This window comes from Bradyrhizobium sp. MOS002 (assembly GCF_003020115.1).
GTDB lineage: Bacteria > Pseudomonadota > Alphaproteobacteria > Rhizobiales > Xanthobacteraceae > Bradyrhizobium.
Genome location: NZ_PYFX01000001.1, coordinates 171,033 through 194,545 on the forward strand (window position 1 = coordinate 171,033; position 23,513 = coordinate 194,545).

The 23,513-nt window shown below is 65.3% G+C and carries 26 protein-coding genes; 12 read left to right on the plus strand and 14 right to left on the minus strand.

All coding sequences use genetic code 11. The features are described 5' to 3' along the window. Nucleotides 1–322: 322 nt before the first annotated feature. Nucleotides 323–508 (minus strand): hypothetical protein, encoded by a 186-nt coding sequence (locus C7G41_RS00910; RefSeq protein WP_197031108.1) that lies wholly within the window; start codon nucleotides 506–508, stop codon nucleotides 323–325. A gap of 257 nt (nucleotides 509–765) precedes the next feature. Then, complete coding sequence (locus tag C7G41_RS00915; protein ID WP_199198061.1) at nucleotides 766–1,590, minus strand: dienelactone hydrolase family protein; 825 nt, start codon at nucleotides 1,588–1,590, stop codon at nucleotides 766–768. 175 nt (nucleotides 1,591–1,765) lie between these two features. Here C7G41_RS00915 and C7G41_RS00920 point away from each other — a divergent pair, with 175 nt between their 5' ends. After that, nucleotides 1,766–1,993: a DUF2093 domain-containing protein gene (locus tag C7G41_RS00920; protein WP_007596922.1), complete on the plus strand. Its 228-nt coding sequence runs from the start codon at nucleotides 1,766–1,768 to the stop codon at nucleotides 1,991–1,993. A gap of 232 nt (nucleotides 1,994–2,225) precedes the next feature. On the opposite strand, the gene lpxK is transcribed toward C7G41_RS00920, so the two are convergent. Genes lpxK through C7G41_RS00950 form a run of 6 tightly spaced genes read right to left on the minus strand, consistent with a single transcriptional unit; the run spans nucleotide 2,226 to nucleotide 7,765 of the window. Further along, nucleotides 2,226–3,242: a tetraacyldisaccharide 4'-kinase gene (gene lpxK / locus C7G41_RS00925; protein WP_106940824.1), complete on the minus strand. Its 1,017-nt coding sequence runs from the start codon at nucleotides 3,240–3,242 to the stop codon at nucleotides 2,226–2,228. Then, complete coding sequence (locus tag C7G41_RS00930) at nucleotides 3,235–4,581, minus strand: 3-deoxy-D-manno-octulosonic acid transferase (RefSeq protein ID WP_106940825.1); 1,347 nt, start codon at nucleotides 4,579–4,581, stop codon at nucleotides 3,235–3,237. The genes lpxK and C7G41_RS00930 overlap by 8 nt, the downstream gene beginning before the upstream one ends. Continuing rightward, nucleotides 4,544–5,257, minus strand: a complete 714-nt coding sequence (locus tag C7G41_RS00935) for a lysophospholipid acyltransferase family protein (RefSeq protein WP_106940826.1) — start codon at nucleotides 5,255–5,257, stop codon at nucleotides 4,544–4,546. Before C7G41_RS00935 ends, C7G41_RS00930 begins: the two co-directional genes overlap by 38 nt. Further along, nucleotides 5,254–5,496 (minus strand): DUF4170 domain-containing protein, encoded by a 243-nt coding sequence (locus tag C7G41_RS00940; protein ID WP_007596929.1) that lies wholly within the window; start codon nucleotides 5,494–5,496, stop codon nucleotides 5,254–5,256. Before C7G41_RS00940 ends, C7G41_RS00935 begins: the two co-directional genes overlap by 4 nt. A 60-nt stretch (nucleotides 5,497–5,556) precedes the next feature. Continuing rightward, nucleotides 5,557–6,375 carry a 3'(2'),5'-bisphosphate nucleotidase CysQ gene (locus tag C7G41_RS00945; protein ID WP_106940827.1) on the minus strand — a complete coding sequence of 273 codons (819 nt, stop codon included), beginning with the start codon at nucleotides 6,373–6,375 and terminating at the stop codon, nucleotides 5,557–5,559. Beyond that, the gene (locus tag C7G41_RS00950; RefSeq protein ID WP_199198062.1) at nucleotides 6,362–7,765 is read right to left on the minus strand and encodes a TldD/PmbA family protein; all 1,404 of its coding nucleotides are present in this window, start codon (nucleotides 7,763–7,765) and stop codon (nucleotides 6,362–6,364) included. The genes C7G41_RS00945 and C7G41_RS00950 overlap by 14 nt, the downstream gene beginning before the upstream one ends. A gap of 264 nt (nucleotides 7,766–8,029) precedes the next feature. Here C7G41_RS00950 and C7G41_RS00955 point away from each other — a divergent pair, with 264 nt between their 5' ends. Beyond that, nucleotides 8,030–8,548, plus strand: a complete 519-nt coding sequence (locus C7G41_RS00955; protein ID WP_106940829.1) for a DUF6101 family protein — start codon at nucleotides 8,030–8,032, stop codon at nucleotides 8,546–8,548. On the opposite strand, the gene ubiA is transcribed toward C7G41_RS00955, so the two are convergent. Together ubiA and C7G41_RS00965 are read right to left on the minus strand one after the other, a co-directional pair. Further along, a complete protein-coding gene (ubiA, locus tag C7G41_RS00960) occupies nucleotides 8,545–9,477 on the minus strand; it encodes a 4-hydroxybenzoate octaprenyltransferase (protein ID WP_106940830.1) in 933 nt (310 codons plus the stop codon). The two genes, C7G41_RS00955 and ubiA, sit on opposite strands and share 4 nt — an antisense overlap. Continuing rightward, nucleotides 9,474–10,133, minus strand: coding sequence for a hypothetical protein (locus C7G41_RS00965; protein WP_106940831.1), 660 nt, complete (start codon nucleotides 10,131–10,133; stop codon nucleotides 9,474–9,476). The genes ubiA and C7G41_RS00965 overlap by 4 nt, the downstream gene beginning before the upstream one ends. Nucleotides 10,134–10,343: 210 nt before the next feature. Here C7G41_RS00965 and C7G41_RS00970 point away from each other — a divergent pair, with 210 nt between their 5' ends. Next, entirely contained in the window at nucleotides 10,344–11,093 is a 750-nt protein-coding gene (locus tag C7G41_RS00970; protein WP_106940832.1) for a 16S rRNA (uracil(1498)-N(3))-methyltransferase, read from the plus strand. A gap of 43 nt (nucleotides 11,094–11,136) precedes the next feature. On the opposite strand, the gene C7G41_RS00975 is transcribed toward C7G41_RS00970, so the two are convergent. Further along, complete coding sequence (locus C7G41_RS00975) at nucleotides 11,137–12,081, minus strand: helix-turn-helix domain-containing protein (protein ID WP_245446430.1); 945 nt, start codon at nucleotides 12,079–12,081, stop codon at nucleotides 11,137–11,139. A 73-nt stretch (nucleotides 12,082–12,154) separates the two neighbouring features. Beyond that, on the minus strand, nucleotides 12,155–12,853 hold the full coding sequence (locus C7G41_RS00980; RefSeq protein ID WP_245446431.1) for a hypothetical protein: 699 nt from the start codon (nucleotides 12,851–12,853) through the stop codon (nucleotides 12,155–12,157). Between the two features lie 4 nt (nucleotides 12,854–12,857). On the opposite strand from C7G41_RS00980, the gene C7G41_RS00985 reads away from it, so the two are divergent. The 6 genes from C7G41_RS00985 (at nucleotide 12,858) to C7G41_RS01010 (ending at nucleotide 18,423) form a co-directional block, all read left to right on the plus strand. Continuing rightward, nucleotides 12,858–13,070, plus strand: a complete 213-nt coding sequence (locus tag C7G41_RS00985) for a hypothetical protein (RefSeq protein WP_245446432.1) — start codon at nucleotides 12,858–12,860, stop codon at nucleotides 13,068–13,070. A 254-nt stretch (nucleotides 13,071–13,324) separates the two neighbouring features. After that, complete coding sequence (locus C7G41_RS00990; RefSeq protein ID WP_106941444.1) at nucleotides 13,325–14,476, plus strand: ATP phosphoribosyltransferase regulatory subunit; 1,152 nt, start codon at nucleotides 13,325–13,327, stop codon at nucleotides 14,474–14,476. A 3-nt stretch (nucleotides 14,477–14,479) separates the two neighbouring features. After that, nucleotides 14,480–15,457, plus strand: a complete 978-nt coding sequence (gene hisG / locus C7G41_RS00995) for an ATP phosphoribosyltransferase (protein WP_106940836.1) — start codon at nucleotides 14,480–14,482, stop codon at nucleotides 15,455–15,457. 87 nt (nucleotides 15,458–15,544) lie between these two features. Further along, nucleotides 15,545–16,606, plus strand: coding sequence for a glycosyltransferase family 2 protein (locus tag C7G41_RS01000; protein ID WP_106940837.1), 1,062 nt, complete (start codon nucleotides 15,545–15,547; stop codon nucleotides 16,604–16,606). Then, the gene (locus C7G41_RS01005) at nucleotides 16,603–17,448 is read left to right on the plus strand and encodes a ChbG/HpnK family deacetylase (protein ID WP_106940838.1); all 846 of its coding nucleotides are present in this window, start codon (nucleotides 16,603–16,605) and stop codon (nucleotides 17,446–17,448) included. Before C7G41_RS01000 ends, C7G41_RS01005 begins: the two co-directional genes overlap by 4 nt. Before the next feature lie 135 nt (nucleotides 17,449–17,583). Further along, the gene (locus C7G41_RS01010) at nucleotides 17,584–18,423 is read left to right on the plus strand and encodes a DUF2076 domain-containing protein (RefSeq protein WP_106940839.1); all 840 of its coding nucleotides are present in this window, start codon (nucleotides 17,584–17,586) and stop codon (nucleotides 18,421–18,423) included. Nucleotides 18,424–18,522: 99 nt separating this feature from the next. Here the strand turns inward: C7G41_RS01010 and C7G41_RS01015 are convergent, their stop codons facing one another. Next, nucleotides 18,523–19,323 carry a L,D-transpeptidase gene (locus C7G41_RS01015; RefSeq protein ID WP_106940840.1) on the minus strand — a complete coding sequence of 267 codons (801 nt, stop codon included), beginning with the start codon at nucleotides 19,321–19,323 and terminating at the stop codon, nucleotides 18,523–18,525. Between the two features lie 304 nt (nucleotides 19,324–19,627). On the opposite strand from C7G41_RS01015, the gene C7G41_RS01020 reads away from it, so the two are divergent. Beyond that, nucleotides 19,628–20,407 carry a protein phosphatase CheZ gene (locus C7G41_RS01020; RefSeq protein WP_199198063.1) on the plus strand — a complete coding sequence of 260 codons (780 nt, stop codon included), beginning with the start codon at nucleotides 19,628–19,630 and terminating at the stop codon, nucleotides 20,405–20,407. Between the two features lie 161 nt (nucleotides 20,408–20,568). Here C7G41_RS01020 and C7G41_RS01025 read toward each other — a convergent pair whose 3' ends face one another. After that, on the minus strand, nucleotides 20,569–21,090 hold the full coding sequence (locus C7G41_RS01025) for a hypothetical protein (protein ID WP_007596953.1): 522 nt from the start codon (nucleotides 21,088–21,090) through the stop codon (nucleotides 20,569–20,571). A 313-nt stretch (nucleotides 21,091–21,403) separates the two neighbouring features. Between C7G41_RS01025 and groES the strand changes: the two genes are divergently transcribed. Further along, entirely contained in the window at nucleotides 21,404–21,700 is a 297-nt protein-coding gene (gene groES, locus C7G41_RS01030) for a co-chaperone GroES (RefSeq protein WP_007596954.1), read from the plus strand. A gap of 143 nt (nucleotides 21,701–21,843) precedes the next feature. Then, the gene (gene groL / locus C7G41_RS01035; RefSeq protein WP_106940842.1) at nucleotides 21,844–23,478 is read left to right on the plus strand and encodes a chaperonin GroEL; all 1,635 of its coding nucleotides are present in this window, start codon (nucleotides 21,844–21,846) and stop codon (nucleotides 23,476–23,478) included. Nucleotides 23,479–23,513: the final 35 nt, after the last annotated feature.

Genomic DNA, 23,513 nt, shown 5'->3' on the forward strand with positions numbered 1-23,513 from the left:
CGCCTCACCCTCGGCGTCGTCCCGGCGAAGGCCGGGACCCATACCGCGAGGTTTATCGGGTACGCGTGGTGCCAATCCCGAACGACCAGCCTTCGCCAAACTACTCCCTGCGGTAATGGGTCCTGGCCTTCGCCAGGACGACATTGGAGAGGCTTGCATGCAGCCCATTCAGACCCGTCATCCTGAGGTGCGAACCATGCGACGCAACGCGTCGCGTGGTGAGCCTCGAAGGATGAGCGGCCGCGATGCAGCCGGGCCGTCGCCCTTCGAGGGCCGCTGAAGAAGCGGCCACCTCAGGGTGACGGTGATGGATTGGCGCCGCCTACCGGCAGGACAATCCCGCATCGATCGTGGTCCAGAAGCCGCAATGTTCGGGCGCACGCATTGGCGCGCCGGCATGGGCTTCGAAGAGATGGGCTTCGAACAGGAAGACCGCGACGGTGAAGACGATCAGGGCGGAGGAGAACAGGACGAAGCGGTTGCGCATGGGATTGCGTTTAATCGACATCGTGGTCGAATGATGGCGTCGTCACGGGCTGAAACCATCACGGCGCGCCAACCGTAGCTTCACGGTCGGCCATTTTCCGTGCAGGGCGGTGGTCGATGCGGGGCTGTCCGTTGTTGTTCCCTCGGGCGGCCCCGCCTTCGCTCTCACGAGCTACGGCGCGGCGAGCCCGCTCGGCACTGTAGCCCGCATGAGCGCAGCGACATGCGGGACAGACCTACCCGGATATCGCTACGCTCGTCCGGGCTACGGCGCCGCCATTACCGCGCCAGCCACTCCGCGACTTCCTTCTGCGATTCCGCGCGCGCCTGCGCATCGGTGCCGAGATGGCCGTGCTCGGGCGCGGCGGCATCAAGGCTGCCGGCAGCCGCATGCAGCGGCGTGTTGGCGCGGTCGAAGTCGTGATAGGCGCCGGGATAGACCACGATGCGCGCGAGCGCGCTGCGGCCATGCGCACCCTCCACCATCTGGCGGCAGGCCGGCGGCGACGAGACGTCGTCATTGGCGCCGATCAGCACCAGCGTCGGCACCCGTGTGCTCCACCCTAACCCTGCGGAAATCCTGCAGTCCGGATAGAACGCGATCGCGGCGCGGAAATCCGGGCCCGCCTCGCGCGCAACGCTCTGTGGACGCACGGCCCAGAGCAGCGCGCTGGCGCCATTGGCCCATCCCATCAGGCTGACGCGGTCGCGCGCAACCCAGGTTTGCTTCATCAGCCAGGCGCGCGACGCCGCGATGTCGGTGACGCGTTCGCGCCGCGCCTTGACGTGGATCTCCTTGACGCGGCATTGCGGCCCGAGCTCGCGCGAGCCGTAGCTGTCAGGAAGCAGTACGGCGTTACCGGACTTGAGCAGCCGCTCGGCCCATTCGCGATAGCGCGGCAGCACGGAATCGGAATGGCCACCGAGGCCGCCGCAGCCATGCAGCGCGATCACGGTCGGAAACGGCCCCGTGCCCTCGGGCTTGTAGAGCTGCGCATGCAGCACGCCGGACGCCAGCGGAATCTCGACCTGCTGCGGCGCCGGCGACGCTTGCGCGGCCGAGATCAGGAACGTCAGGAACAGGGCGGTGAACGGAAGGCGCATCGAACTTTGCCGTTGGATCCTTCGCTCAAGCACTATCACGCGGAAACGGCGCCAAAACATCACAAACCGGTGGGTTTACCGGGCGGACAAGCCACCCTATTTATGCTACATCCCGTCCAACACATCGTGCCCTCCAAGGTGACCCCGGAGCGGCCTTCCACGGAGACTTTCGACCGTGCTGAACAAGTTCGGCCCCTCGGGCCATGGCGAAGCCCAGGTGCAGTATCTCGACGGCGATTTCCGCGTGATCTCGCCGGGGACCTTCGTGCGCTGCGCGATCACCGATACGCGCATCCCGCTCGACGAGTTGAAATACTGGAGCGTGGACCTGCAGGAAGCCTACGCCACGCCCGCCGCCGTGCTCGAGCGGCATTACCCGGGCGCGCCCAAGCCGCAGGCGTGAGGCGGCAAGCAGCAACTTCATCGAATTCTCCTGAGCGGTTCAAACCGATAGGCGTTTTGCGATGAATGTCGCGTGAATAACGAACTGCTGTAGGGTGGGTTAGCCCTGCAGATGCGCGCAGCGCATCTGCAGGGCGTAACCCACCATGCCTCGGCGAAAGCGGGACGAAGTTGGTGGGTTACGCCCGACAACTGCGCTTCGCGCAGTCGCAGGGCTAACCCACCCTACGAAGTCACCGCTGGCTGAAGCGCCGCTCGCGCGCCTTGTAGAGATGATCGCTGATCAATTGCCGGAGCGCAGCCGGGTCGTCGAACTCGAGCTGGACGGCGAAAGGCACGATGCCATCCGGCACGCCTTCACGTCCGTGCAGGCGGGCGAGATCCTTTTCCGTCGTCACCAATGTTTGCTGATCGCGCCGGGCGTCCGCAGCGAGGGCTGCGATCTCGTCGTTTGAAAACATGTGATGATCGGCGAAGGCGCGCGTGCGCGCGACATCGATGCCGCCAGCACGCAAGCTGCGGAAGAACCGTTCGGGATCGCCGATGCCGGCGAACGCGAACACCGGCTTGCCCAGCAGTCTTGCGACCGACTCGGCATCCGGTCTCAGCCGCGCGCGCAGCTGCGGCTTGTTGCGCCTGGCAAGCTCGGCGGCGACATCGTCCGCGGCGCGGCCGCCGCCGATCAGGACCAGCGCGTCGGTGCGCGCGAGCTGCGCCTTCAGCGGCGCGCGCAGCGGACCGGCCGGAAACACCTTGCCATTGCCGAGGCCGCGCTCGCTGTCGATCACGATCAGCGAGGTGTCCTTTAGAAGACGCGGGTTCTGGAAACCGTCATCCATCAGGATCACGGTGGCGCCTTGCGACTTCGCCAGCACGACGCCGTCGAGGCGGTCGCGCGCGACCGTGACAGGAACGTCGCGCGCCATCATCAGCGGCTCGTCGCCGACGTCGGACGCGGTGTGACGCATCCGGTCGACCATTACCGGGCCCTTGAGGCTGCCGCCATAGCCGCGGCTGAGCACCACCGGGGTCTCGCCGAGCTCGCGCAAGAGCTTGGTCAGCGCCAGCACGGTCGGCGTCTTGCCGGCGCCGCCGACATGGTAGTTGCCGACGCAGATCACGGGGATGCCGGCGTCGACGCCCTCGCGCAGCATCCGCCGTTCGGTGATCGCGCCATAGAGCGCTCCCAGCGGCGCCAATGCGTAGGATTCGAGGGAACGCGGCCGGTACCAGAAGGCCGGCTCACGCATTGGCGGCCCCCATCTCGATCCGCAACTGCAACAGATAGGGCTCGAGCGCGGTCATGGTGCGGTTGAGCGCGCCGCCGAGATCCTCAACCACGCCGGCGCCCGACTGCTGGATCTTCCGGCGCAGGGCAGGATCGGCAAGCAGCTGGCCGAGCTGCTTGATCAGCAGCTCCTGGGTGTCGGCCTGGCGCGCGCCGCCGCTGTGATCGAGCGCCTCGTAGACGTCGGCGAAATTGAAGACGTGCGGACCATGGACGATGGCCGCGCCGAGCTTGATCGCTTCGATCGGATTCTGGCCGCCATGGTGGATCAGCGATCCGCCCATGAACACGATGTCCGAGAGGCGATAGAACAGGCCGAGCTCGCCCATGGTGTCGGCGATATAAACGTCGGTGGCCGCCGTCGGCAGCTCATCGCGCGAGCGCAGGGCCGGCTTCAGGCCGGACGCCGTGATCAGGCCCGTGATCGAGGAGCCGCGATCCGGATGCCGCGGCACGATCACGGTCAGGAGCTGCGGGAAGAAACCGGAGAGGCTGCGATGCGCCGCCACCAGCATCTCCTCCTCGCCCGGATGGGTCGAGGCCGCGACGATGATCGGACGCCCGCGCGTCATCGCCATCAGCCGTTCGAGCTTGGCGGGATCGGCCGGCGGCGCGGGAACGTCGAGCTTGAGATTGCCCGTGGTGACGACATCGCGGCCGCCGAGCGCCGAGAAGCGCTCGGCATCGGTCTTGGACTGCGCCAGGCAAATGTCGAAACGCGACAGCAGCGCCGAGATGGTGCCCTGCATGCGGCGCCAGCGCGGAAACGAGCGCGGCGACATCCGCCCGTTGATCAGCACCATCGGCACGCGGCGCGCGGCGCCGGCCAGGATCAGGTTCGGCCACAGATCGGATTCGATGAACAGCGCCAGCGACGGCTTCCAATGGTCGAGGAAGCGCGCGACATAACGCGGGGAATCATACGGCACGTATTGATGGATGACGTCGGGAGGAAAGCGCTTTGCGACAATGGCAGCCGACGTGACGGTGCCCGAGGTGAGCAGAATGCGCAGGTTCAGATCGCGCAAGCGCTCGATCAGGGCCGCCGCGGCGAGGACCTCGCCGACGCTGGCGCCGTGAATCCAGACCAGCGGACCGTGCGGCCGTACGTCCCGGGACAGCCCCCGCCGTTCGCCGACGCGCGCGGGATCTTCCTTGCCCTGCTTCAGGCGCCGCTTGATCAGCACAGGCGCGAGCGGCACCAGGCCGCGCGCCAGGCGCCGGTACATCCGCAGCGTCAACGGCAGCGAGCCGGGCAGCGATTTAGGCATCTGCAGGTCCCGGCCGGCCGAGTTGCGCATAGGCGCGGCGGGTCGCCTCGTTCAAGGTCTCCTCCAGCTCGAGCCGCAGCGCTTCCATGGTGGCGGCGTTCGCATCCGGCGGAACGTGGATTTCCTTGATGCCGACCAACGCGCCCCGCCCGAACGGCAGGTTAATGGTGGTGCGGTCCCAGTTCTTGAGCCGGACGAAGCGGCTGGTCGCCATCGCAAAAGGCATGATCGGCCGCCCCGATTCCCGTGCCAGCATGATGATGCCGAGCCCGGCCACGCGCGAGCGCTTGGGGACGTCGGCAGTCAGCGCGACATTACAACCGTCCTGGAGCGTCCGCACCATTTCCTTGAAGGCACCGACCCCGCCTTTGCGGTGAAACGCGCCGCCATGGTCGCCGGACCCGCGAATGGTGCCGATGCCGAGCCGCTCGGCGGCAATCGCGTTGAACTCGCCGTCGCGGTGACGGGAGATCAGGACCCTGGCCTTGTACCAGTCCTTGTTCTTGATGAAGGGGGTGAGGAAATGCTGGCCGTGCCAAAAGGCGAAGATCGCCGGGATCTGCGGCTCGACCCGGTCATAGACGTCAGGCGGATCGAACGTGAATTTGTTCGTCCGCCAGACCAGACGCAGATATTCCGCCGCCAGGATTCCGACGGCACGCTGGACGAAGCTGCTCCTCAGCGCATTGCGAAGCAGCTTTTTCAACGCGCCGGTTCTTGATTCGGGTCGAGCAACCGGTGGAGATGGACGATGAAATAGCGCATCTGCGCGTTGTCGACCGTGCTCTGCGCCTTGGCGCGCCAGGCGGCGTGCGCGGTCGCATAATTCGGATAGAGGCCGACGATCTCGACGTCGTCGAGGTTCTTGAAGGTGTTGTGCTCGAGATCGACCAGCTCGCCGCCGACGACGAGGTGGAGCAGTTGTTGCGGGGCACTATCTGGCATCGGTTCTGTTCCTAACGGGCTGCCCGGCAAAGCAGTGTTCGACAAGCACGAGAAAGCGCTTCACGGCAAGGGGCGGTTTCGAAAATGCGAGACAATACTCGCATGACGATCGCGACCCGCTGCCACCAGCACCCCATGCGTGACTTGCCGGCGGTTATAGAGGATGGGATCTCCGGAGAGATCGCTCATCCTACCATCGGCTTCCTGCACGATCAAATCCGCCGCCGCAAGGTCCCAATCATGACTGCTGCCGCCCGCAAAAGCCGCATCCAGCGCGCCATGGGCGACCCGGCACAGCCGCAACGCGAGCGAACCGATTCGCGGATGCAGCTTGATCTCGCCCAGTGACGGCTTCAGGCGCTCGACCAGGGGCTTCGGACCCGCGACACGCGAGAAGTCGAGCTCGGATCCCGCGCTCGCCCGCACCGGCACGTCGTTGAGGGTCGTGCCCTGGCCGCGGACGGCGAAGAAGAACTCATCGGTCGTCGGCGCGAACACAGCGGCGAGGACGGGCGCGGCATCCTCCACCAGCGCGACGCTGACGCACCATTCGTCATGGCCATTGAGGTAGTTGCGGGTGCCGTCGATGGGATCGACGATCCAGGTCAGCCGCCGCGACAGCCGCACCTCGTCGTCGGCGCTCTCCTCCGACAGCCAGCCATAGTCGGGCGTCGCCGTGCGCAGGCGCGCTTCCAGGAGATCGTTGACTGCAATGTCGGCCTCCGAGACCGGCGAGGACGCGCCCTTGGTCCACTTCTTCAGCTCGGTGCGGAACATCGACTGCGCGAGTGCGCCCGCCTCCCGCACCGTGTCTTGCAGCAGCGCCGCGTCGCGCGCCAGGATGGCTTCGCCTGTCGCGTTCGCATCAACGTCCGCCAAGCGTCAAACCCTCGATGCGCACCGTCGGCGCGTTGACGCCGTAGCGGAACTCGAGATTGTTCGCCGGCTGCATCGACTTGAAGATCTCGAACAGATGGCCGGCGATCGTCACCTCGCTCACGGGATAAGTGAGCTCGCCGTTCTCGATCCAGAAGCCGGAGGCGCCGCGGCTGTAATCGCCGGTCACGCCGTTGACGCCCGAGCCGATCAGATCGGTGACGTAGAACCCCTGCTTGATGTCGGAGATCAGCTCGGCCGGGGTCGGCGTGCCGGGTTCGAGATGCAGATTATACGGCCCGGGCGACGGCGAGGAGGAGACGCCGCGATGGGCGTGGCCGGTGGTGGTGAGACCGAGCTCACGCGCGGTGGCGCAATCGAGCAGCCAGGTCGTCAGCACGCCTTCGTCGATCAGCGCGATCTTCTTCACGGCAACGCCTTCGGCGTCGAACGTCTGCGAGCGCAGGCCGCGTTTGCGCAGGGGATCGTCGATGATGCGGATGTTCTTGGCGAACAGCTGCTGGCCGAGCTTATCCTTCAGGAAGCTGGTCTTGCGCGCGATCGAAGCGCCATTGATGGCGCCGACGACGTGACCGACCAGCGAGCCCGCGACGCGCGGGTCGAACACCACGGGCACCTTGCAGGTCTCGACCTTGCGCGGATTGGCGCGCGCCACGGTGCGCTCGCCCGCGGAACGGCCGACGATATCCGGTGACAAGAGGTCCGCACCATGCGGTGCCGAGGTGAAATCGTAGTCGCGCTCCATGCCGGTGCCGTCGCCGACAATGGCGGTGGCGGAGATGCCCTGGCTGGACCGCAGATAAGAGCCGTGGAAGCCGGTGCTGGTGACGAGCACCATGCCGCCCATGCCGGCGGAGGCCGAGGCGCCGCCGGATTTGGTCACGCCCTTCACACCGAGCGCCGCAGCCTCGGCTTCGAGCGCGCGGCGCTCGAGTTCCGAGGTCGCGGGCACGTCAGGGTCGAGCAGATCGAGATCGGGGAAGTCGCGCGCGAGCAGTGAGGGATCGGCAAGGCCGACATATTTGTCGTCGGGCGCGACACGCGCCATCGCAACCGCTCGCTCGGCAAGCTTGGTCACGGCATCGCCGCTGGCGTCATTGGTCGAGACCACCGCCTGGCGCCGGCCGACCAGCACGCGCAAGCCGACATCGTCGCCCTCGGAACGTTCGGATTCCTCGACCCGGCCGTCGCGGACCTCGACGCCTTGCGAGACGCCACGCACGGCGACCGCATCGGCGGCATCCGCGCCGGCGCGCCTGGCAGCCTCCACCAGCCGCTGCGCGAGATCGGAGAGCGCAGACTGGTCGAACAGGTCGCGGCTGGCTGTGGACGAATCCTTGGGCGAAAGCGTCGAGCTTGGTGAAGGGTTCACAAACGAAATCCTGTTGGGGCGGGCTGCGGGACCGGAACCCACAGATGTGCCCTGATCGCGCGGACTTCAAGCATTTTCAGCCCACCAAAAGCTCAGATTCGCACCTTGCGCGCAACGTCTCGTCAATCATGCGCGCCAAGGTCTTGTCAATCATGCGCGGCGGTGAGGTTGGATTAACCAGCCTTTTTAAGCGGTTTCGGAAAGGCCCGCGCTAAGGTCCTCGCATCGACCGGGAACATAATCCTGGCGGGGAGAACTAAAGCCGTGAGGCGTCAAACAGCAACAAGCGGGATCGCTCCCGCCGGGTCGAGCCGCTCCCTGCGGCTCGACCCCCTTTCCCTTCCGGTCCGCTTCGATGCGCATGATCCGCGCGCCGACGGATATGTCCGGCAGATCGAGCTTCATCGCGAACGTGTCGTGCTGCGCCGTGCCGTCCGCGGCATGCGGATGGCGATCAATGTTCGCGTCAGCGACTTCACCGGGGTCGCACTACGCGGCAACGACGAGGCCCAGACGCTTGTCCTCGTGCATCGCGATCCCTCGCTCTCCATTCCGCTGCTGGTCAGCGCCGATGGCGACGAACTCGTTGAGGCCTGGGCGATCTGGAGCGAGCTGTTCGCGCTTCCGCAGCTCGACGAAGGCGCACGCAAACCCGCGCCGCGCCGTCGCCGCGCCAACGCGATCCGCGACCGCCGTCCGAAATTTCTGATGCGCCGCCGCACCGGTGTCGTACGGGAGTTGTCGGTGCATCGCGATGAGCGCGAGATCATCGCCCGGAGTTAAGCCGCCCGCAGCACCGCGTCGACCAGCAGTCCCGCAAACAACAACAGCCCCGCATCGCGGTTCGAATAGAACAGGCGCTTGCAGAGATCGCCGTCGCTGATATTCAGCCGCGCGATCTGCGAGGCCAGATGCACGGCGAAGGCCGCAAGTCCCAGCCAGGCCGGCCAGCGCGCATCGCCCGACGCCAGCGCCACGCCGATCAGCAGCACCGCGAGGCCGTAGAACAGGATCAGCGCCTGGTGCGTATGCGCGCCGAACAGGCGCGCGGTGGACTTGATGCCGATCAGCGCATCGTCCTCGGCGTCCTGATGCGCGTAGATCGTGTCGTAGCCGATCACCCAGGAAATCGCGCCGGCATAAAGCACGAGCGCGGTGACGTCGATGCGCCCGAAGGTGACGGCAAATCCCATCAGGGCGCCCCAGGAGAACGCGAGCCCGAGCACGATCTGCGGCCACCAGGTGATGCGCTTCATGAACGGGTAGATCGCGACGATCAGCAGCGAGGCAATGCCAGTCAGGATCGCGAAGCGGTTGAACTGCAGCAACACCACGAGCCCGATCAGCGCCTGCGCGACCATGAAGGCCAGCGCCTGCTTCGCGCTCACCTGGCCCGACGGCAGCGGCCGCGAGCGGGTGCGCTCGACCTTGTCGTCGAGGTCACGGTCGGTGATGTCGTTCCAGGTACAGCCTGCCCCACGCATGACGAAGGCGCCGATGAAGAACAGGACGATGGTGAGCGGCAGGCCGCGGACATCATGCGCCATGCCGGCGGCGAGCGCGGCCGACCACCAGCACGGCATCAACAGGAGCCAGGAGCCGATCGGGCGATCGAAGCGGGACAAGCGTAGATAAGGCCGCGCCCATTGCGGTGCGCGCGTATCGACCCAGTTGCCGGTGGAATCGGCAACGCGGGCGGATGTGTCGCTCATCGGGTCAGGACGTTGCCGTTGAGTGTATCGAAGGTGCTGCCGCCCTTCTTGCCTGCATTGGCCTCGGGCGCCGAGCCCGAACCCAGCACTTCGCTCAGCGACGGACCGGCCGGACCGCGCGGCTGGTTCTGCATCTGCTGCGCAACATTGCAGACCTTCGCCGCCATGGCCTCGGTATTCTTGTGGCCGTCCTTCATCTGCGCACCGACCTGCGCCGGAATCCCGCACTTCGAGGCGTTGGCCTCGATGTACTTGATCATCTTGGTCTCAGCCTGGCTGAAGTTGCGGATCAGCTTGCAGGCCTCGTCCGGCGGGGCGTGACGGTCGCTCGCGGCCTTGATCAGCTTGCCGCGCTTTTCGGCATCCTCGCGCAGAGGCATGAAGGCCTTCATGCAGTCCTCGCCGGGACCGGCTTGCGTCGGCGGGGCCGCGCTGAAGGCGCCGGCGCCACCGACAGGCGCGGCGCCGTTCACGGGGAAGGACGATTGCGGCGCGCCGCCGACGGAGGCGACGGGCGCCGAGCCGTTCACGGGCGGAAACGCGGAACTCGCTGGGGCCTGGCCCGGCAGCGGCGCGGGGAAACCCTGCGCTAGGGCACCCACGGCGCCCATCGTGACCATGGCGGCAGTGATCGGAACCATCAAATGACGGATCATCAAGGCAGTCTCTCCGGCAGGAGCTTGCGGGGTTCGGCGTCTTCCCAATTGAAGCGCAACCAGCGTGCTCGCGATTTTACGATTCCCGCCGGCCCTTAACAACCCGTTGAATAGGGCAAGAGCGCGGCGCGCCGACGCACCAATTTGGCAAAATTTACCCCGAAAGTACTGCTTTCGGTTAAGAACGGCGGCAAATCGGACCTTTGAACGATGCCCACCCACGATTTCCGCGGCCCCCGCCTGTTCGTCGATGCCCCCCTTGCCCAGGACGGCAGGGTCGAGCTCGACCGCGACCAGAGCAATTATCTCGGCAATGTGCTGCGGCTTTCGGCCGGGGCCGAGGTTTTGGCGTTCAACGGCCGCGACGGCGAATGGCAGGCCGCCATTGAGGGCCGCAAGCGGCCGGACGGCCTCGTCATTCTCCAGCAGACCCGGCCGCAGGACCGGCTGCCCGACCTCGCCTACGTCTTCGCCCCGCTCAAGCATGCCCGGCTCGACTACATGGTGCAGAAGGCCATCGAGATGGGCGCGGCCTCGCTTCAGCCGGTCCTGACCCGGTTCACCCAGGCCTCCCGCGTCAACACAGAGCGGATGCGCGCCAATGTCGTCGAGGCGGCCGAGCAATGCGGCATTCTCAGCATCGCCACCGTTGCCGAGCCGATGCCGCTGGAGCGTTTCCTGAGCCAGCGCGCCGCCGGCAGGCTGCTGATCTTCTGCGACGAGGCGGCGCAGCTCGAAAACCCCATTCAGAGCCTGCAAGGCGCACGCGCGACGGAGGGCATCGACGTGCTGATCGGCCCCGAAGGCGGCTTTGCCGAGGAAGAGCGGGCGCTGCTGCTGCGGCAGCCGAAAATCCTGCGGCTGGCGCTGGGACCCCGGATCATGCGGGCCGACACCGCCGCGGTGGCCGCGCTGGCGCTGGTGCAGGCGGTGCTGGGCGACTGGGGTGTCTGTGTCTGAGCAGACCCCGGCCACCGAACCAGGTAGAGGGCTACCGCACCGTCTACTCGCCTCGTAGCGATCGGTTCAGGGTCTCGGAAGGCAACTCTCCGAAAGCCTCTCTGTAGCTCGCTGCGAACTCGCTGAGATGCCAGAAACCATGCGCAAGCGCACAGGACTTCACACTCCGGCCTGCTCGGCCGGTGCGCAGTTGCTTGCGTACGGACCAAAGGCGTAAGACCCGGCTGTAGCGATGTGGGCTCATGCCGCAGATGGCGCGTGTCGCGCTCTGGAGAGTCCGGACCGACACGCCCGCCTGTTCCGCCAGTTCGGTCGTCTTGTGCCAGATCATCAGATCGCGCCGAATCAGTTTTTCCATATCAGCCACGATCCGCCGATAATGCTCGGTGGTGGACGACACAGGTCCGCTTGCGACACTGGACCAGATCGCCGCATCCATCGTGCTGAGCAGTGACTGCTCGACAATCGTTTGCGAAGCCGGCTCGTTCAAGAAGTCTGGGTCATTTGCTGCGGTTTCAAGCGAGATCGAGATCAGACGGCGCAGCGAGGCAAGCACGTCCGGCGCCGGATTCAGCAAATGGCATCCATCCCCCAATTCAGGCAATGGCTCTCGCCCGGATGGGCTGAAGTAGACCACAGCCAGCAGGCGCCCCTCCGGCTCATAGACCAGGCAATCTGAATCACCTTTCAATACGAGGACAGAACCGCCGATCGATTGCCCGTTGATGCGGGCAGAGGTCACGTGATCCATCGGTACCACCACTGCGGCAGCATTGGTGAACTGGTAGCCTCGAATGATCCGGGGAAAGGTTTTCAACAGCGACAGGGTCAGGGTCGGCAAGTTGAGCCGGGCACGCATGATCGCGGTCGTCCCGGCCGACAACGGCATGCTCGATGCGCCGGCGTATTTCTCGGTCTCGCCGAAATGATCGATGTCATACGATTTGAGCTCGAGCGCCGAGGACGGCTTGAGATCCTGGAACGACATCAAGCGATCCGCCGCTCTCTTTTGCATTCCCTCGCGAGCAGGGATTAGACGGCTTTGATCCATGTTCTGCTGCTTACCTGGCCTTCTTGGTAGAAACGGCGACTTTAGCGCCACGCAAATCATCCGGCCCGTTGACGCCGGCGCGCCGCAGGTCGCGGAGGAGCTTTGTGAGCAGCAGCATGTTGGTCTTCTGCAGTTCGTGATTGTTTCCAAACCTGAATGCGTTCTGCTCGGTCACGATCAGCCCGACCTTGGTCTCGGCGAGAATCTTTCGTCTCTTAAGTCCTGTCACGCGTCGGCGAACTGTCTCGAGCGGCAGGCTAAGGAAGCGAGAGAGCGCCGCTCGGGAGACGCCTTGCTTGATCACATCCGGCTCGACCGAATGAATGCTGGAGAATCGCTGGTCGAGCGACGGATCGTTCATCACGTTGATGACGTTGGCATTGAGAATGGCATGAACGATCAGAAGGTCGAGCGGATCGAATTCGTCGTAGAGCCGGAACAGCTCGCTGATCGAAAACAGCATATAGGCCAGCGTGTGTCGCGAGACCGTACGGATAATATCTGTTGCGTTGCGCATGAATCGGAAACCAGCTTCCGCATTGTAAACGAAGGCTCTGCAAACGGATCGTCCGCCATACCCAAATTGGGTATGCGACGGGTTGCCAGTCGCTCTCAAATTCTCATGGTGACGCTGGACCTGCTTTGAGGAAAGTTCGCGGGCGCCATTCAGATCGGGCTCACAGGACGGCACATCCGTGCGCGAAGACATGGCAATGGACGAAGACGTCGGCGACGTGCGGCGACGCGAGGAATTGCGATTGATCGAACTATTTCTCAGAATCGCAGACCCGGGCAAAAGGCAGAGCATTCTCAAACGGGCCGAACAACTCGCGGATGAGGCTGCGTCCGAGGCAGCCGAGCTTGCCTTCGCCTCAAGCGACCCATCCCTCGTGGAAGCGCCCCGAGCCGTCCCTGGCCCGAAATGATGAGGGCGAAGCATTCCTACCTCACTAGGTCATCGCAGCGGGATGAATGCCGGCAAATTCAGGTAATATATTACCTAGATTGGCGCGAGACCTGATTTGAGCTTCGCCCTCTCTGATCACTGCGCGTCGCTCCGACGCTGTTAAGCGATTGATCCTTTGGAGGTCGAAACCGCTTTCGGGCCATGCTAAGGCCTGCGGCAATTCGCTTCGCATGCTTGCCCCTGCCCGCTTCCACCGGGACGATGGACCCCGAGATGACCCCGACTGCCACCTCAAATGCTGCCGGCTCCGCCGCCTGGGCGGATACGCTGCTGCTGTCGTTCGCGCAGGCCGGCTATGTCAGGGCCGAGCCCGCGATCCTGCAACCGGCCGAACCGTTCCTGGACCTCTCCGGCGAGGACATCCGCAAGAGCCTGTACCTGACCACGGACCTCTCCGGCGAGGAGCTCTGCCTGCGCCCGGACCTGACCATTCCCGTGGCCCGCGATTACCTCACCTCTGGCCGTGCCGGCCAGCCGGCCGGGTTCAGTTATCTCGGCCCGGTGTTTCGCTACCGCAACGGCCAGAGCAGCGAATTCCTGCAGGCCGGCATCGAATCGTTCGGCCGCCAGGACCGCGCTGCGGCCGATGCCGAGATGCTGGCGCTGGCGCTGGAGGCGACCGCTGCCTTCGGCATCCGCGACGTCGAGATCCGCACCGGCGATGTGGCGCTGTTCAACGCGCTGCTCGACGCGCTCGACCTCTATCCGGTCTGGCGCCGCCGCCTGGTCAAGGATTTCAACCGCAAGATCAGCCTTGAGCAGGATCTGGAGCGGCTGGCAGCCGCGACCACAGCGACCCGCAGCGAATATGAGGGCGTGCTCGCGGCGCTCGCCGGCTCCGACCGCAAGGCGGCACTCGCTTTCGTCACCGATCTGATGTCGATCGCCGGCACCACCAATGTCGGCGGCCGCGCTACGGCCGAGATTGCCGACCGCTTCCTCGAGCAGTCGACGCTGAAGGGCGGCGCGCTGCCGCGCGAGGCCATCGCTGTACTCAAGCGTTTCCTGTCGATATCGGGTAACCCCGACGCCGCCGTCGCCGAGCTGCGCGCGCTCACCAATGATGCAAAGCTCGACCTCAGTGCTGCGATCGACCAGTTCGAAAGCCGGGTCGGGTTCATGGCGGCGCGCGGCATCGACGTGAAGGGGACGCGCTTTTCGACCGCGTTCGGGCGCGGGCTCGACTACTACACCGGTTTCGAATTCGAACTGCATCACCGCGGCAACGGCGTCGAGCCGCTGGTTGCCGGCGGCCGCTATGACGGGCTGATGACCCAGCTTGGATCGGCCGAGCCGATCCCCGCGGTTGGTTTCTCGGTCTGGGTGGATGCGCTGACCCGGATCGGCCGCAAGGTGGGAGCTTAAGTCATGAGCGCGCCATTCGTCCTGGCCGTTCCCTCCAAGGGCCGCCTTCAGGAAAATACCGAGGCGTTCTTCGCCCGCGCCGGGCTCAAGCTGTCGAAGGCGGGCGGCGCCCGCGACTATCGCGGCACGCTCGCGGGCCTCGACAATGTCGAGGTCGCCTATCTCTCGGCCAGCGAGATCGCCTCGCAACTGTCCCGCGGCTCGGCGCATCTCGGCGTCACCGGGGAGGATCTGGTGCGCGAGACCATCGCGGACGCCGACAAACGCGTCTCCCTGATCGAAGGCCTCGGCTTCGGCTATGCCGACGTCGTCGTCGCGGTGCCGCAGGCGTGGATCGACGTCCGCACCATGGCCGACCTCGACGACGTCACCACCGGCTTCCGCGAGCAGCATCACATGCGGATGCGGGTCGCGACCAAGTTCATCAACCTCACCCGCGCCTTCTTCCAGAGCAAAGGCATCACCGATTACCGCATCGTCGAAAGCACAGGCGCGACCGAAGGCGCGCCGGCCGCCGGCAGCGCCGAGTTGATCGTCGACATCACCACGACCGGCGCGACCCTCGCCGCCAACGGATTGCGGGTGCTCGACGACGGCGTGATCCTGCGCAGCCAGGCCAATCTGGTCGCCTCAAGGGACGCCGATTGGTCGCCGCAGGCGCGGGAGACCGCGCGAATCATCCTCGATCACATTGCGGCGCGGGCGCGGGCCAACAAATACCGCGAAGTCCGCACTCGCTTCCGCCAGTGCGACGCGGCCATGCTCACCGAGGCCCACGAGCGCTTCGGCGTCGAAGCCCCGTTCGGCGGGCCGACCTCGTCAGGCATGCTCACCCTGCACTGCCCGCCGGGCCAGCTCTATGCACTCGCGAGCTTCCTGCGCGGGCATGGCGCCGAGACCGTCTCAGTGGTTTCGCTGGATTACGTGTTCGACCGGGAGAACCCGCTGTTTGCCAGGCTCGAGGCGTTCCTGCGGCAGTGAGCCTCAGGTCCGTTCAGCGTAGCGACAGCAAACGGCAGCTACCATATGCTGTTGAGATGATCTTGAACGCCTCTGGAACCTTGATCGATGACGCTGGGCTCTGACGTTTCCGGCATGACGACCATCGCGGCAAGCGCCGCCGCGAAGGGACTGTCGATTGTGGTCCCGCTCTACAACGAAGCGGCGGGCCTCGCCGCCCTGCACCAGCGCATCTGCGATCTCGCAAAGACCTTGCGGGAGCGCTATCGCTTGGCTTGCGAGGTCGTCTATGTCGACGACGGCAGCGCGGACGCGACGCTGTCGATCGCCCGCTCGCTGCCGGCCGACGCGGTCGACGTCCAGGTGGTGTCGCTGTCGCGCAATTTCGGCAAGGAGGCCGCGCTGATGGCCGGCCTCGACCATGCCCGGCTCGGCGCGGTGCTGTTCATGGACGGCGACGGCCAGCATCCGCCGTCGCTGGTCGAGCGACTGGTGCGGCACTGGATCGAGGACGGCTACGACGTCGTCTATACCGCCAAGGCGCATCGCGATAACGAGCCCTTCCTGCGGCGGCTCGCCGGACGGGGCTTCTATGCGCTGATCAATTGGGGCGCACGTCAGAAGATTCCCGAAGACGCCGGCGACTTCCGCCTGCTGTCACCGCGCGCGGTCGCAGCGCTGAGGCAGCTGCCGGAGCGCAACCGCTTCTTCAAAGGCCTCGCGAGCTGGATCGGCTTCCGCCAGATCCGCGTCGATTACGAGCCCGCGCCGCGCACCCATGGCGTAACAACCTTCAGCGCCGCGCGTCTGCTGGGTCTTTCGATCGAAGGCGTCACCTCGTTCTCGGTGGCGCCGCTGCGCTTCGCCAGCCTGCTCGGCGTGATCCTCGCCGGCGGAGCGTTCCTGTTCGGTCTGTCGATCCTCTGGGAGGTCTTGACCACCGGCAAGCAGGTGCCCGGCTATCCCTCCCTCGTGATCGGCCTGATGACGATCGGCGGCGTGCAGCTCATCATGATCGGCATCGTCGGCGAATATATCGGCAAGATCCTCTCCGAGCTGAAGGCGCGCCCGATCTACTTCGTCGCCGAGCACAGTGAAAAGCATTTCGAGACCGAAAAGGCCCAGGACACTTCAAGCCTGGACGCCTCGAAGAGGACGGCGGCCGAATGAGCGCGGCCGCGGCGCTGCGGCGGATCTGGCTCTGCGCCGACGATTACGGCATCAGTCCGGGCGTCAATCGCGCCATCCGCGACCTGATCGAACGCGGCCGTCTCAACGCCACCTCGGTGATGATGGTGGGACCCGCGATCGAGCGCAGCGAGATCGAGGCGCTCCAGACGGCGGCGAAAGCGAGCCCGCGCTGCGCGATCGGATTGCACGTGACATTGTCGGCACCGTTCCGGCCGCTCACCATGCATTTCCGCCCGCTCGACGGCGACATGTTTCTCCCGTTTCCGAAGCTGCTCCGCGCCGGTCTTGCGCGACGGCTCGACCGCGAGTTCTTTCGCAACGAGGTCAAGGCGCAGCTGGCAGCTTTCGCGAAAGCGTTCGGGCGCGCGCCTGACTTCGTCGACGGCCATCAGCATGTGCAGCTCTATCCGCAGGTGCGCGACGGCTTTGTCGATGTAGTCGCCGAAGTCGCGCCAAAAGCCTGGGTGCGCCAGGGCGGCCGCGACCTGCCGCTGATGCAGCGGCTGGCCTCGCCGAAAGCCATGGTGCTCGATATCCTCAGCGCGCAATTCCGCCGCCGTGCCGGCAGCGCGGGCCTGAGCTTCAATCCGGGCTTCGCCGGCGCCTATGATTTCACGCAGGCGGCCGATTTCGGTGCGTTGATGCGGCAATTCCTCGAAGGCCTGCCGGATGGCGGCCTCATCATGTGTCATCCCGGCTTCGTTGACGACATCCTCACCGGGCTCGACCCGATGACGGATGTCCGCGAACGCGAGCACGCCTATCTCGCCGGCGATGCCTTTGCGCGCCTGCTGACGGACAGCGGCGTCACGCTGGGGTGAAACCGGCGAAGTTTGCGAGAAAGCAGCCCGCGGGGCAGCTTGTCGCATACCGAAATTTAATCCTGCCGGCACTGTTGGGGCCACAATGGAACCCTACATCTGCCTCGCGCTTGTTTTGCGCGAGGGAGACAGACCATGACGCCGCAGGAACGCCAGCTCGTCGACGAGCTTTTCGACCGGCTTTCGAAACTGGAAAATGCACAGCGCGATCCCGACGCGATCGCAGCGATCTCCGACGGCCTGCGCAAGGCGCCCGGGGCGATCTATGCTCTGGTACAGACCGTGCTGTTGCAGGACGAAGCGCTGAAGCGCGCCCATGCCCGCATCCAGGAACTGGAGGCCGGGCAAGCGCCCAAACAGGCGCAGTCCGGCGGCTTCCTGGACACCATGCGCGACACGCTGTTCGGCGGGGGTTCGTCGCGCGGCTCGGTTCCGAACGTGCCGCCGCGTGACTCGCGGCCGGTGTGGAACAGCGGCCAGACGATGCAGCAGCCCCAGCCGGGCTACGGCCAACCACCCTATGGGCAGGCTTACGGTCAAGCTCCGGGTCAGGGTCCAGGTCAGGGCTATGGCGCGCCGCCGGTCGGCGGTGGCGGCGGCTCGTTCCTCGGCACGGCGGCAGCCGCCGCGGCCGGCGTCGTCGGCGGCTCGCTGCTGCTCTCCAGCATTCGCGGCATGATGGGCGGATCGCATCAGCAGGCCTTCGGCGACACCAATGCCCTCGGCGATCGCAGCGCTGGTGGAAGTCCCTGGAGCGGCAGCGATCAGTCCGGTGGTTCGCTCGCGCGCGATGCCGGCCTCGACGACATCGGCTCGAACCGCGACCGTGGTGATGCGTCCCGCCAGGGTTTCGCCGACCACGCTTCGAACGACGACCAGAATTACAACGATCAGAACGACAATGGCGGCGACAATGTCGACCTCGCCGACGACAGCGATTTCGGCAATGACGACGGCGGCAGCGATTACGCCTGACCGCTCCTGACGCCAAACAAGAACGGCCGCCATCGAGGCGGCCGTTTTCATTTTCGATGCTTGCTCACAGTCGGCTACCCTCCGGAGAGGGTAAGAACATCACATCACCACGACCTTGGTGCCGACGTTGACGCGACCGTAGAGATCGATGACATCTTCGTTGCGCATGCGGATGCAGCCCGAGGAGACGTTGGTGCCGATGGTCCAGGGCTCGTTGGAGCCGTGGATACGGTAAAGCGTCGAGCCGAGATACATCGCGCGCGCGCCGAGCGGATTTTCCGGGCCGCCTTCCATGTGCCTGGGCAGGTCGGGCCGGCGCGCGATCATTTCCGCCGGCGGCGTCCAGGCCGGCCATTCGCGCTTGGCCGTGATCGACTTCACGCCGGACCAGGTGAAGCCGGGACGCCCGACGCCGATGCCGTAGCGCATCGCGCGGCCGTTGCCCTCGACGAGATAGAGGAATTTGTTCGGCGTATCGACCACGATCGTGCCGACGCTTTCATTGCCACTATAGTCAACGAGTTGTTTCTCGAATCTCGGGTCGAACTGACGCTGCCGCGGATCGACCGCCTCCTGCTGGAGACCTGCGCCCTGCATCTGCGGCTCGCCCATCGGCGGCAGGCGGCGCTGGTCATAGTATCCTGGCTGCTGCTGATACATCGGCTGCTGCGGAGCGTAGGCCGGACCGCGACCGGGCCCATCGCCGAAGATGAACTCGATGAAGCCGCCGCCCATGCTCGAATTGGAGGCGACGCGAACCGGCGCAGGCGGCACCTGCGGCTGGTAGAGCACCGCGGGCGGATCGTTCGGCACGCTATTGTCGAAGGCACTGGCGCTGTTGGCGCCCGCGATGAAGGCGCAAGCGCTGCCAAGCAGCGCGACAGACATTTTCTTGAACATCGACGTACTCTGTACTGTTTCGTCTAGATCACATGCGTCGTGGGAGCATCCGCACCCGCGACGTGGTCAATAAAGAGCAAAAGCCGTTTTGTTTGGTAAACGGAAACGCCGTTTCGATTCACCACGTCGTCGGCAGCGGCGCAATTTGACGATCAGCGTTTATTTTCGATGAACGCCGCGCACGCATGGTTAATCGCCCGTTTGCAAGCCGGCGCCCACAACCGCACGACAGTTCCGGCTGTGAACTTCGTGTTAAATCGCTTCTGCCTACAAAGACGCGTGAGTGAGGTGGGGGGAGTTCTTGATGGCTATTCACCGCAAACGTTTTCGTGTCGAGGAGGCTATTGTCGGCGAGATGCCCAGCCCCGAAGTGATTGAGGAGGCTGCGCCGATGCATAGCGAGATCATGGCCGAGTTGCGTGCGATCCGTGCACAGATGGCGAAGGGCACCGTGCCCTTGTCCGGCAGCGCCGCCATGGCGGCGATCGACGCCTCCACCGCCCACGAGCTCTCCGAAGCCCGTACCATGCTCGATACTTACCGGGCGCAGATCGAGCAGTGCGAGAAGCTGAAGGTCGAGCTCGACCTCATCCACGACGCCATCGACCGTACCAAGCGCGAGATCGCGACACTGCATGGCAAGAGCTTCGACGGCGGCGAAATGGCCAAGGTCAATGGCGAGCTCGGCGCGGTCGTCGGCGGCACCGAACAGGCGACCCAGCAGATCCTCGAAGCCGCCGAGTCGATCGACCAGGCGGCCAGCGCGATGGCCAAGGTGCAATCGGCCGATCAGCAGAAGCGGCTCGCCGACGATATCCAGGAACGCGTCATCTCGATCTTTGAAGCCTGCAACTTCCAGGACCTGACCGGCCAGCGCATCAGCAAGGTCATGAACACGATGAAGTTCATCGAGCAGCACATCAACTCCATGATGGAGATCTGGGGCGGCGTCGATGCGATCAAGTCCCATGTCGTGCCGCAGGTCGACACCCGCAGCGACGACGACAAACTCCTCAACGGCCCGAAGCTCGCCGGCGACGTCGGCCACGCCTCGCAGGACGACATCGACGCGCTGTTCGACTGAGCGGACGCGACACTCCGAAAAACAAAACGCCGGCGCAAGCCGGCGTTTTTTTTCGTCATTGCGAGCGAAGCGAAGCAATCCAGACTGTGTCCGCGGAGGCAGCCTGGATTGTGTCGTCGCTTCGCTCCTCGCAATGACGAGTGGCTAGGCCGGCGCCCTGATCACGCCCTCGGCGCGCAGCGGACGTAGACCATGTTGCCGTAGCGGGTGGCGGCGTCCTTGTCGATGAAGCGGGTGATGAGGACGCGGCCGTCGAAGGAGACGATCTCGCGATCCTGCTCGCCGGGCGTCGGACCCGCCGGCCCGATATAGTTCTTGCCGCTGGGCGACCCCTTCAGCCGCAGCTCCTGCGGTGTTGCCTGGTCCGCCAGATGCATGATCACGCCGCCGGAGGAGCCGGCAGTGATCACGTAAGGATTTTTGCATTGGGCCCGGGCGGCAGCCTCGGTTCGGGCGCGGTCGGCCGGGTTCTGGAACGAGGCGAGGCCCCAGCGCCCGACGATCTCGTCGGCGCGGATCGACGCGGGCATCTCCGGACCGGTGCCGGGCTCGGCCTCGGGGGGCGGTGAGGACGAAGAGAAGGACGGCAGGCTCATGCCGCCCCCGCAGGCGCCAAGCAGCAGCGCCAGGCAAGAAGCCGCCGCCAGATTGGCGACCGTGCGCGCGTGAGCTGAACTGATCATGGCATTCCCCCGGACAAAACCATGGCCGCACCCCTTACGCAGCCAAGCGCAAAACCGCTGCCGGAGCAATGACGTCCTTTAATACGCCGGCGCCCCGAACAAGTTTCCAATGTCACCATCCTATATCCGTCTCACCAATCGCTTAACCACCTTTGCTTGACAGGATCGCGGCCAAGCCATATTCCCGGGCGCACCATTAGCACTCTGAAAGATGGATTGCTAACGCGCGCCGATCGATCCTCGGGAAGGGTGGACGGAAGCGCCGCCCGCCCACTTCCTCTCCTTCCGAAGCGAGCCTCCAAAGGGAAACGTCATGACTAAATCCAAATTTCGTCCGCTGCATGACCGTGTCGTGGTCAAACGTATCGACGCCGAGTCAAAGACCAAGGGCGGCATCATCATTCCGGACACGGCCAAGGAAAAGCCGTCCCAAGGCGAAGTCGTCGCCGTCGGCCCCGGTGGCCGCGACGAGGCCGGCAAGCTGATCCCGATCGACCTCAAGGTCGGTGACCGAGTGCTGTTTGGCAAGTGGTCTGGCACCGAGGTCAAGATCGACAACGATGAGCTCCTGATCATGAAGGAGTCGGACATCATGGGCGTGATGGCCTAAGGCCAGACGCCTGAATGGCCGCTGAATGCATGCCCGGGTCATTCGATCCGGGCATGCATCATTCCGCCGGGTTCGATCGCGGACCCCGGAATGAGGCGACCCAATAAGCAAGACACATCACGAAAGAAGAGGAATTGCAGACCATGGCTGCCAAAGACGTCAAGTTTTCCGGAGACGCGCGCGAACGCATGCTGCGCGGCGTCGATATTCTCGCCAACGCCGTCAAGGTGACGCTCGGCCCGAAGGGCCGCAACGTGCTCATCGAGAAGTCGTTCGGCGCGCCCCGCATCACCAAGGACGGCGTCACCGTCGCCAAGGAGATCGAGCTCGAGGACAAGTTCGAGAACATGGGCGCCCAGATGGTGCGTGAGGTCGCCTCCAAGACCAACGACCTCGCCGGCGACGGCACCACCACCGCCACCGTGCTGGCCCAGTCCATCGTGCGCGAAGGCGCCAAGTCGGTTGCCGCCGGCATGAATCCGATGGACCTCAAGCGCGGCATCGACATCGCGGTCGCAGCCGTCGTCAAGGACATCGAGAAGCGCGCCAAGCCGGTCGCTGCCTCCTCCGAGGTCGCCCAGGTCGGCACTATCTCGGCCAACGGCGATGCCGCCATCGGCAAGATGATCGCGCAGGCGATGCAGAAGGTCGGCAACGAGGGTGTCATCACCGTCGAGGAGAACAAGTCGCTCGATACCGAGGTGGACATCGTCGAGGGCATGAAGTTCGACCGCGGCTATCTCAGCCCCTACTTCGTCACCAACCCCGAGAAGATGACGGCCGAGCTCGAGGATGCCTACATCCTCCTGCACGAGAAGAAGCTGTCCGGCCTGCAGGCCATGCTGCCGGTGCTGGAAGCCGTGGTGCAGTCGGGCAAACCGCTCGTCATCATCGCCGAGGATGTCGAGGGCGAGGCGCTGGCCACCCTGGTCGTCAACCGCCTCCGTGGCGGCCTGAAGGTCGCCGCCGTCAAGGCGCCGGGCTTCGGCGACCGCCGCAAGGCCATGCTCGAGGACCTCGCGATCCTCACCGGCGGCCAGCTGATCTCCGAAGACCTCGGCATGAAGCTCGAGAACGTCACGGTGAAGATGCTTGGGCGCGCGGGCAAGGTGGTGATCGACAAGGAGAACACCACGATCGTCAAGGGCGCCGGCAAGAAGCCGGAGATCGAGGCTCGCGTCGGCCAGATCAAGGCCCAGATCGAGGAGACCACCTCGGACTACGACCGTGAGAAGCTCCAGGAGCGCCTCGCCAAGCTCGCAGGCGGCGTCGCGGTGATCCGCGTCGGCGGCGCCACCGAGATCGAGGTCAAGGAGAAGAAGGACCGTGTCGAGGACGCGCTGAACGCGACCCGCGCCGCGGTGCAGGAAGGCATCGTCCCCGGCGGCGGGGTCGCGCTGCTGCGCGCCAAGAAGGCGGTCGGCCGTATCACCAACGCCAATGCCGACGTCCAGGCCGGCATCAACATCGTGCTGAAGGCGCTGGAAGCCCCGATTCGCCAGATCTCCGAGAACGCGGGCGTGGAAGGCTCGATCGTCGTCGGCAAGATCCTGGAGAACAAGTCCGAGACCTTCGGCTTCGACGCCCAGAACGAGGAGTATGTCGACATGGTCGAGAAGGGCATCATCGACCCCGCCAAGGTGGTGCGCACCGCGCTCCAGGACGCCGCCTCGATCGCCGGCCTGCTGGTGACCACCGAGGCCATGGTCGCCGAGTCGCCGAAGAAGGACGCCGCCACTTCCGGCATGCCGGCCGGTGGCGGCATGGGCGGCTTCTAAGGCCGATCCCCAGCCTACAGTGTTGCGAAGGCCGC

What these genes read in the sequence shown, in the direction of transcription:
- C7G41_RS00910 (WP_197031108.1), bottom strand. Translation starts at nt 508, where the DNA reads ATGTCGATTAAACGCAATCCCATGCGCAACCGCTTCGTCCTGTTCTCC.
- C7G41_RS00915 (WP_199198061.1), bottom strand. Translation starts at nt 1,590, where the DNA reads ATGCGCCTTCCGTTCACCGCCCTGTTCCTGACGTTCCTGATCTCGGCC.
- lpxK (WP_106940824.1), bottom strand. Translation starts at nt 3,242, where the DNA reads ATGCGTGAGCCGGCCTTCTGGTACCGGCCGCGTTCCCTCGAATCCTAC.
- C7G41_RS00930 (WP_106940825.1), bottom strand. Translation starts at nt 4,581, where the DNA reads ATGCGCAACTCGGCCGGCCGGGACCTGCAGATGCCTAAATCGCTGCCC.
- C7G41_RS00940 (WP_007596929.1), bottom strand. Translation starts at nt 5,496, where the DNA reads ATGCCAGATAGTGCCCCGCAACAACTGCTCCACCTCGTCGTCGGCGGC.
- ubiA (WP_106940830.1), bottom strand. Translation starts at nt 9,477, where the DNA reads ATGAGCGACACATCCGCCCGCGTTGCCGATTCCACCGGCAACTGGGTC.
- C7G41_RS00965 (WP_106940831.1), bottom strand. Translation starts at nt 10,133, where the DNA reads ATGATCCGTCATTTGATGGTTCCGATCACTGCCGCCATGGTCACGATG.
- C7G41_RS00970 (WP_106940832.1), top strand. Translation starts at nt 10,344, where the DNA reads ATGCCCACCCACGATTTCCGCGGCCCCCGCCTGTTCGTCGATGCCCCC.
- C7G41_RS00975 (WP_245446430.1), bottom strand. Translation starts at nt 12,081, where the DNA reads ATGTCGTTCCAGGATCTCAAGCCGTCCTCGGCGCTCGAGCTCAAATCG.
- C7G41_RS00980 (WP_245446431.1), bottom strand. Translation starts at nt 12,853, where the DNA reads ATGTCTTCGCGCACGGATGTGCCGTCCTGTGAGCCCGATCTGAATGGC.
- C7G41_RS00985 (WP_245446432.1), top strand. Translation starts at nt 12,858, where the DNA reads ATGGACGAAGACGTCGGCGACGTGCGGCGACGCGAGGAATTGCGATTG.
- C7G41_RS00990 (WP_106941444.1), top strand. Translation starts at nt 13,325, where the DNA reads ATGACCCCGACTGCCACCTCAAATGCTGCCGGCTCCGCCGCCTGGGCG.
- hisG (WP_106940836.1), top strand. Translation starts at nt 14,480, where the DNA reads ATGAGCGCGCCATTCGTCCTGGCCGTTCCCTCCAAGGGCCGCCTTCAG.
- C7G41_RS01000 (WP_106940837.1), top strand. Translation starts at nt 15,545, where the DNA reads ATGACGCTGGGCTCTGACGTTTCCGGCATGACGACCATCGCGGCAAGC.
- C7G41_RS01005 (WP_106940838.1), top strand. Translation starts at nt 16,603, where the DNA reads ATGAGCGCGGCCGCGGCGCTGCGGCGGATCTGGCTCTGCGCCGACGAT.
- C7G41_RS01010 (WP_106940839.1), top strand. Translation starts at nt 17,584, where the DNA reads ATGACGCCGCAGGAACGCCAGCTCGTCGACGAGCTTTTCGACCGGCTT.
- C7G41_RS01015 (WP_106940840.1), bottom strand. Translation starts at nt 19,323, where the DNA reads ATGTTCAAGAAAATGTCTGTCGCGCTGCTTGGCAGCGCTTGCGCCTTC.
- C7G41_RS01020 (WP_199198063.1), top strand. Translation starts at nt 19,628, where the DNA reads ATGGCTATTCACCGCAAACGTTTTCGTGTCGAGGAGGCTATTGTCGGC.
- C7G41_RS01025 (WP_007596953.1), bottom strand. Translation starts at nt 21,090, where the DNA reads ATGATCAGTTCAGCTCACGCGCGCACGGTCGCCAATCTGGCGGCGGCT.
- groES (WP_007596954.1), top strand. Translation starts at nt 21,404, where the DNA reads ATGACTAAATCCAAATTTCGTCCGCTGCATGACCGTGTCGTGGTCAAA.
- groL (WP_106940842.1), top strand. Translation starts at nt 21,844, where the DNA reads ATGGCTGCCAAAGACGTCAAGTTTTCCGGAGACGCGCGCGAACGCATG.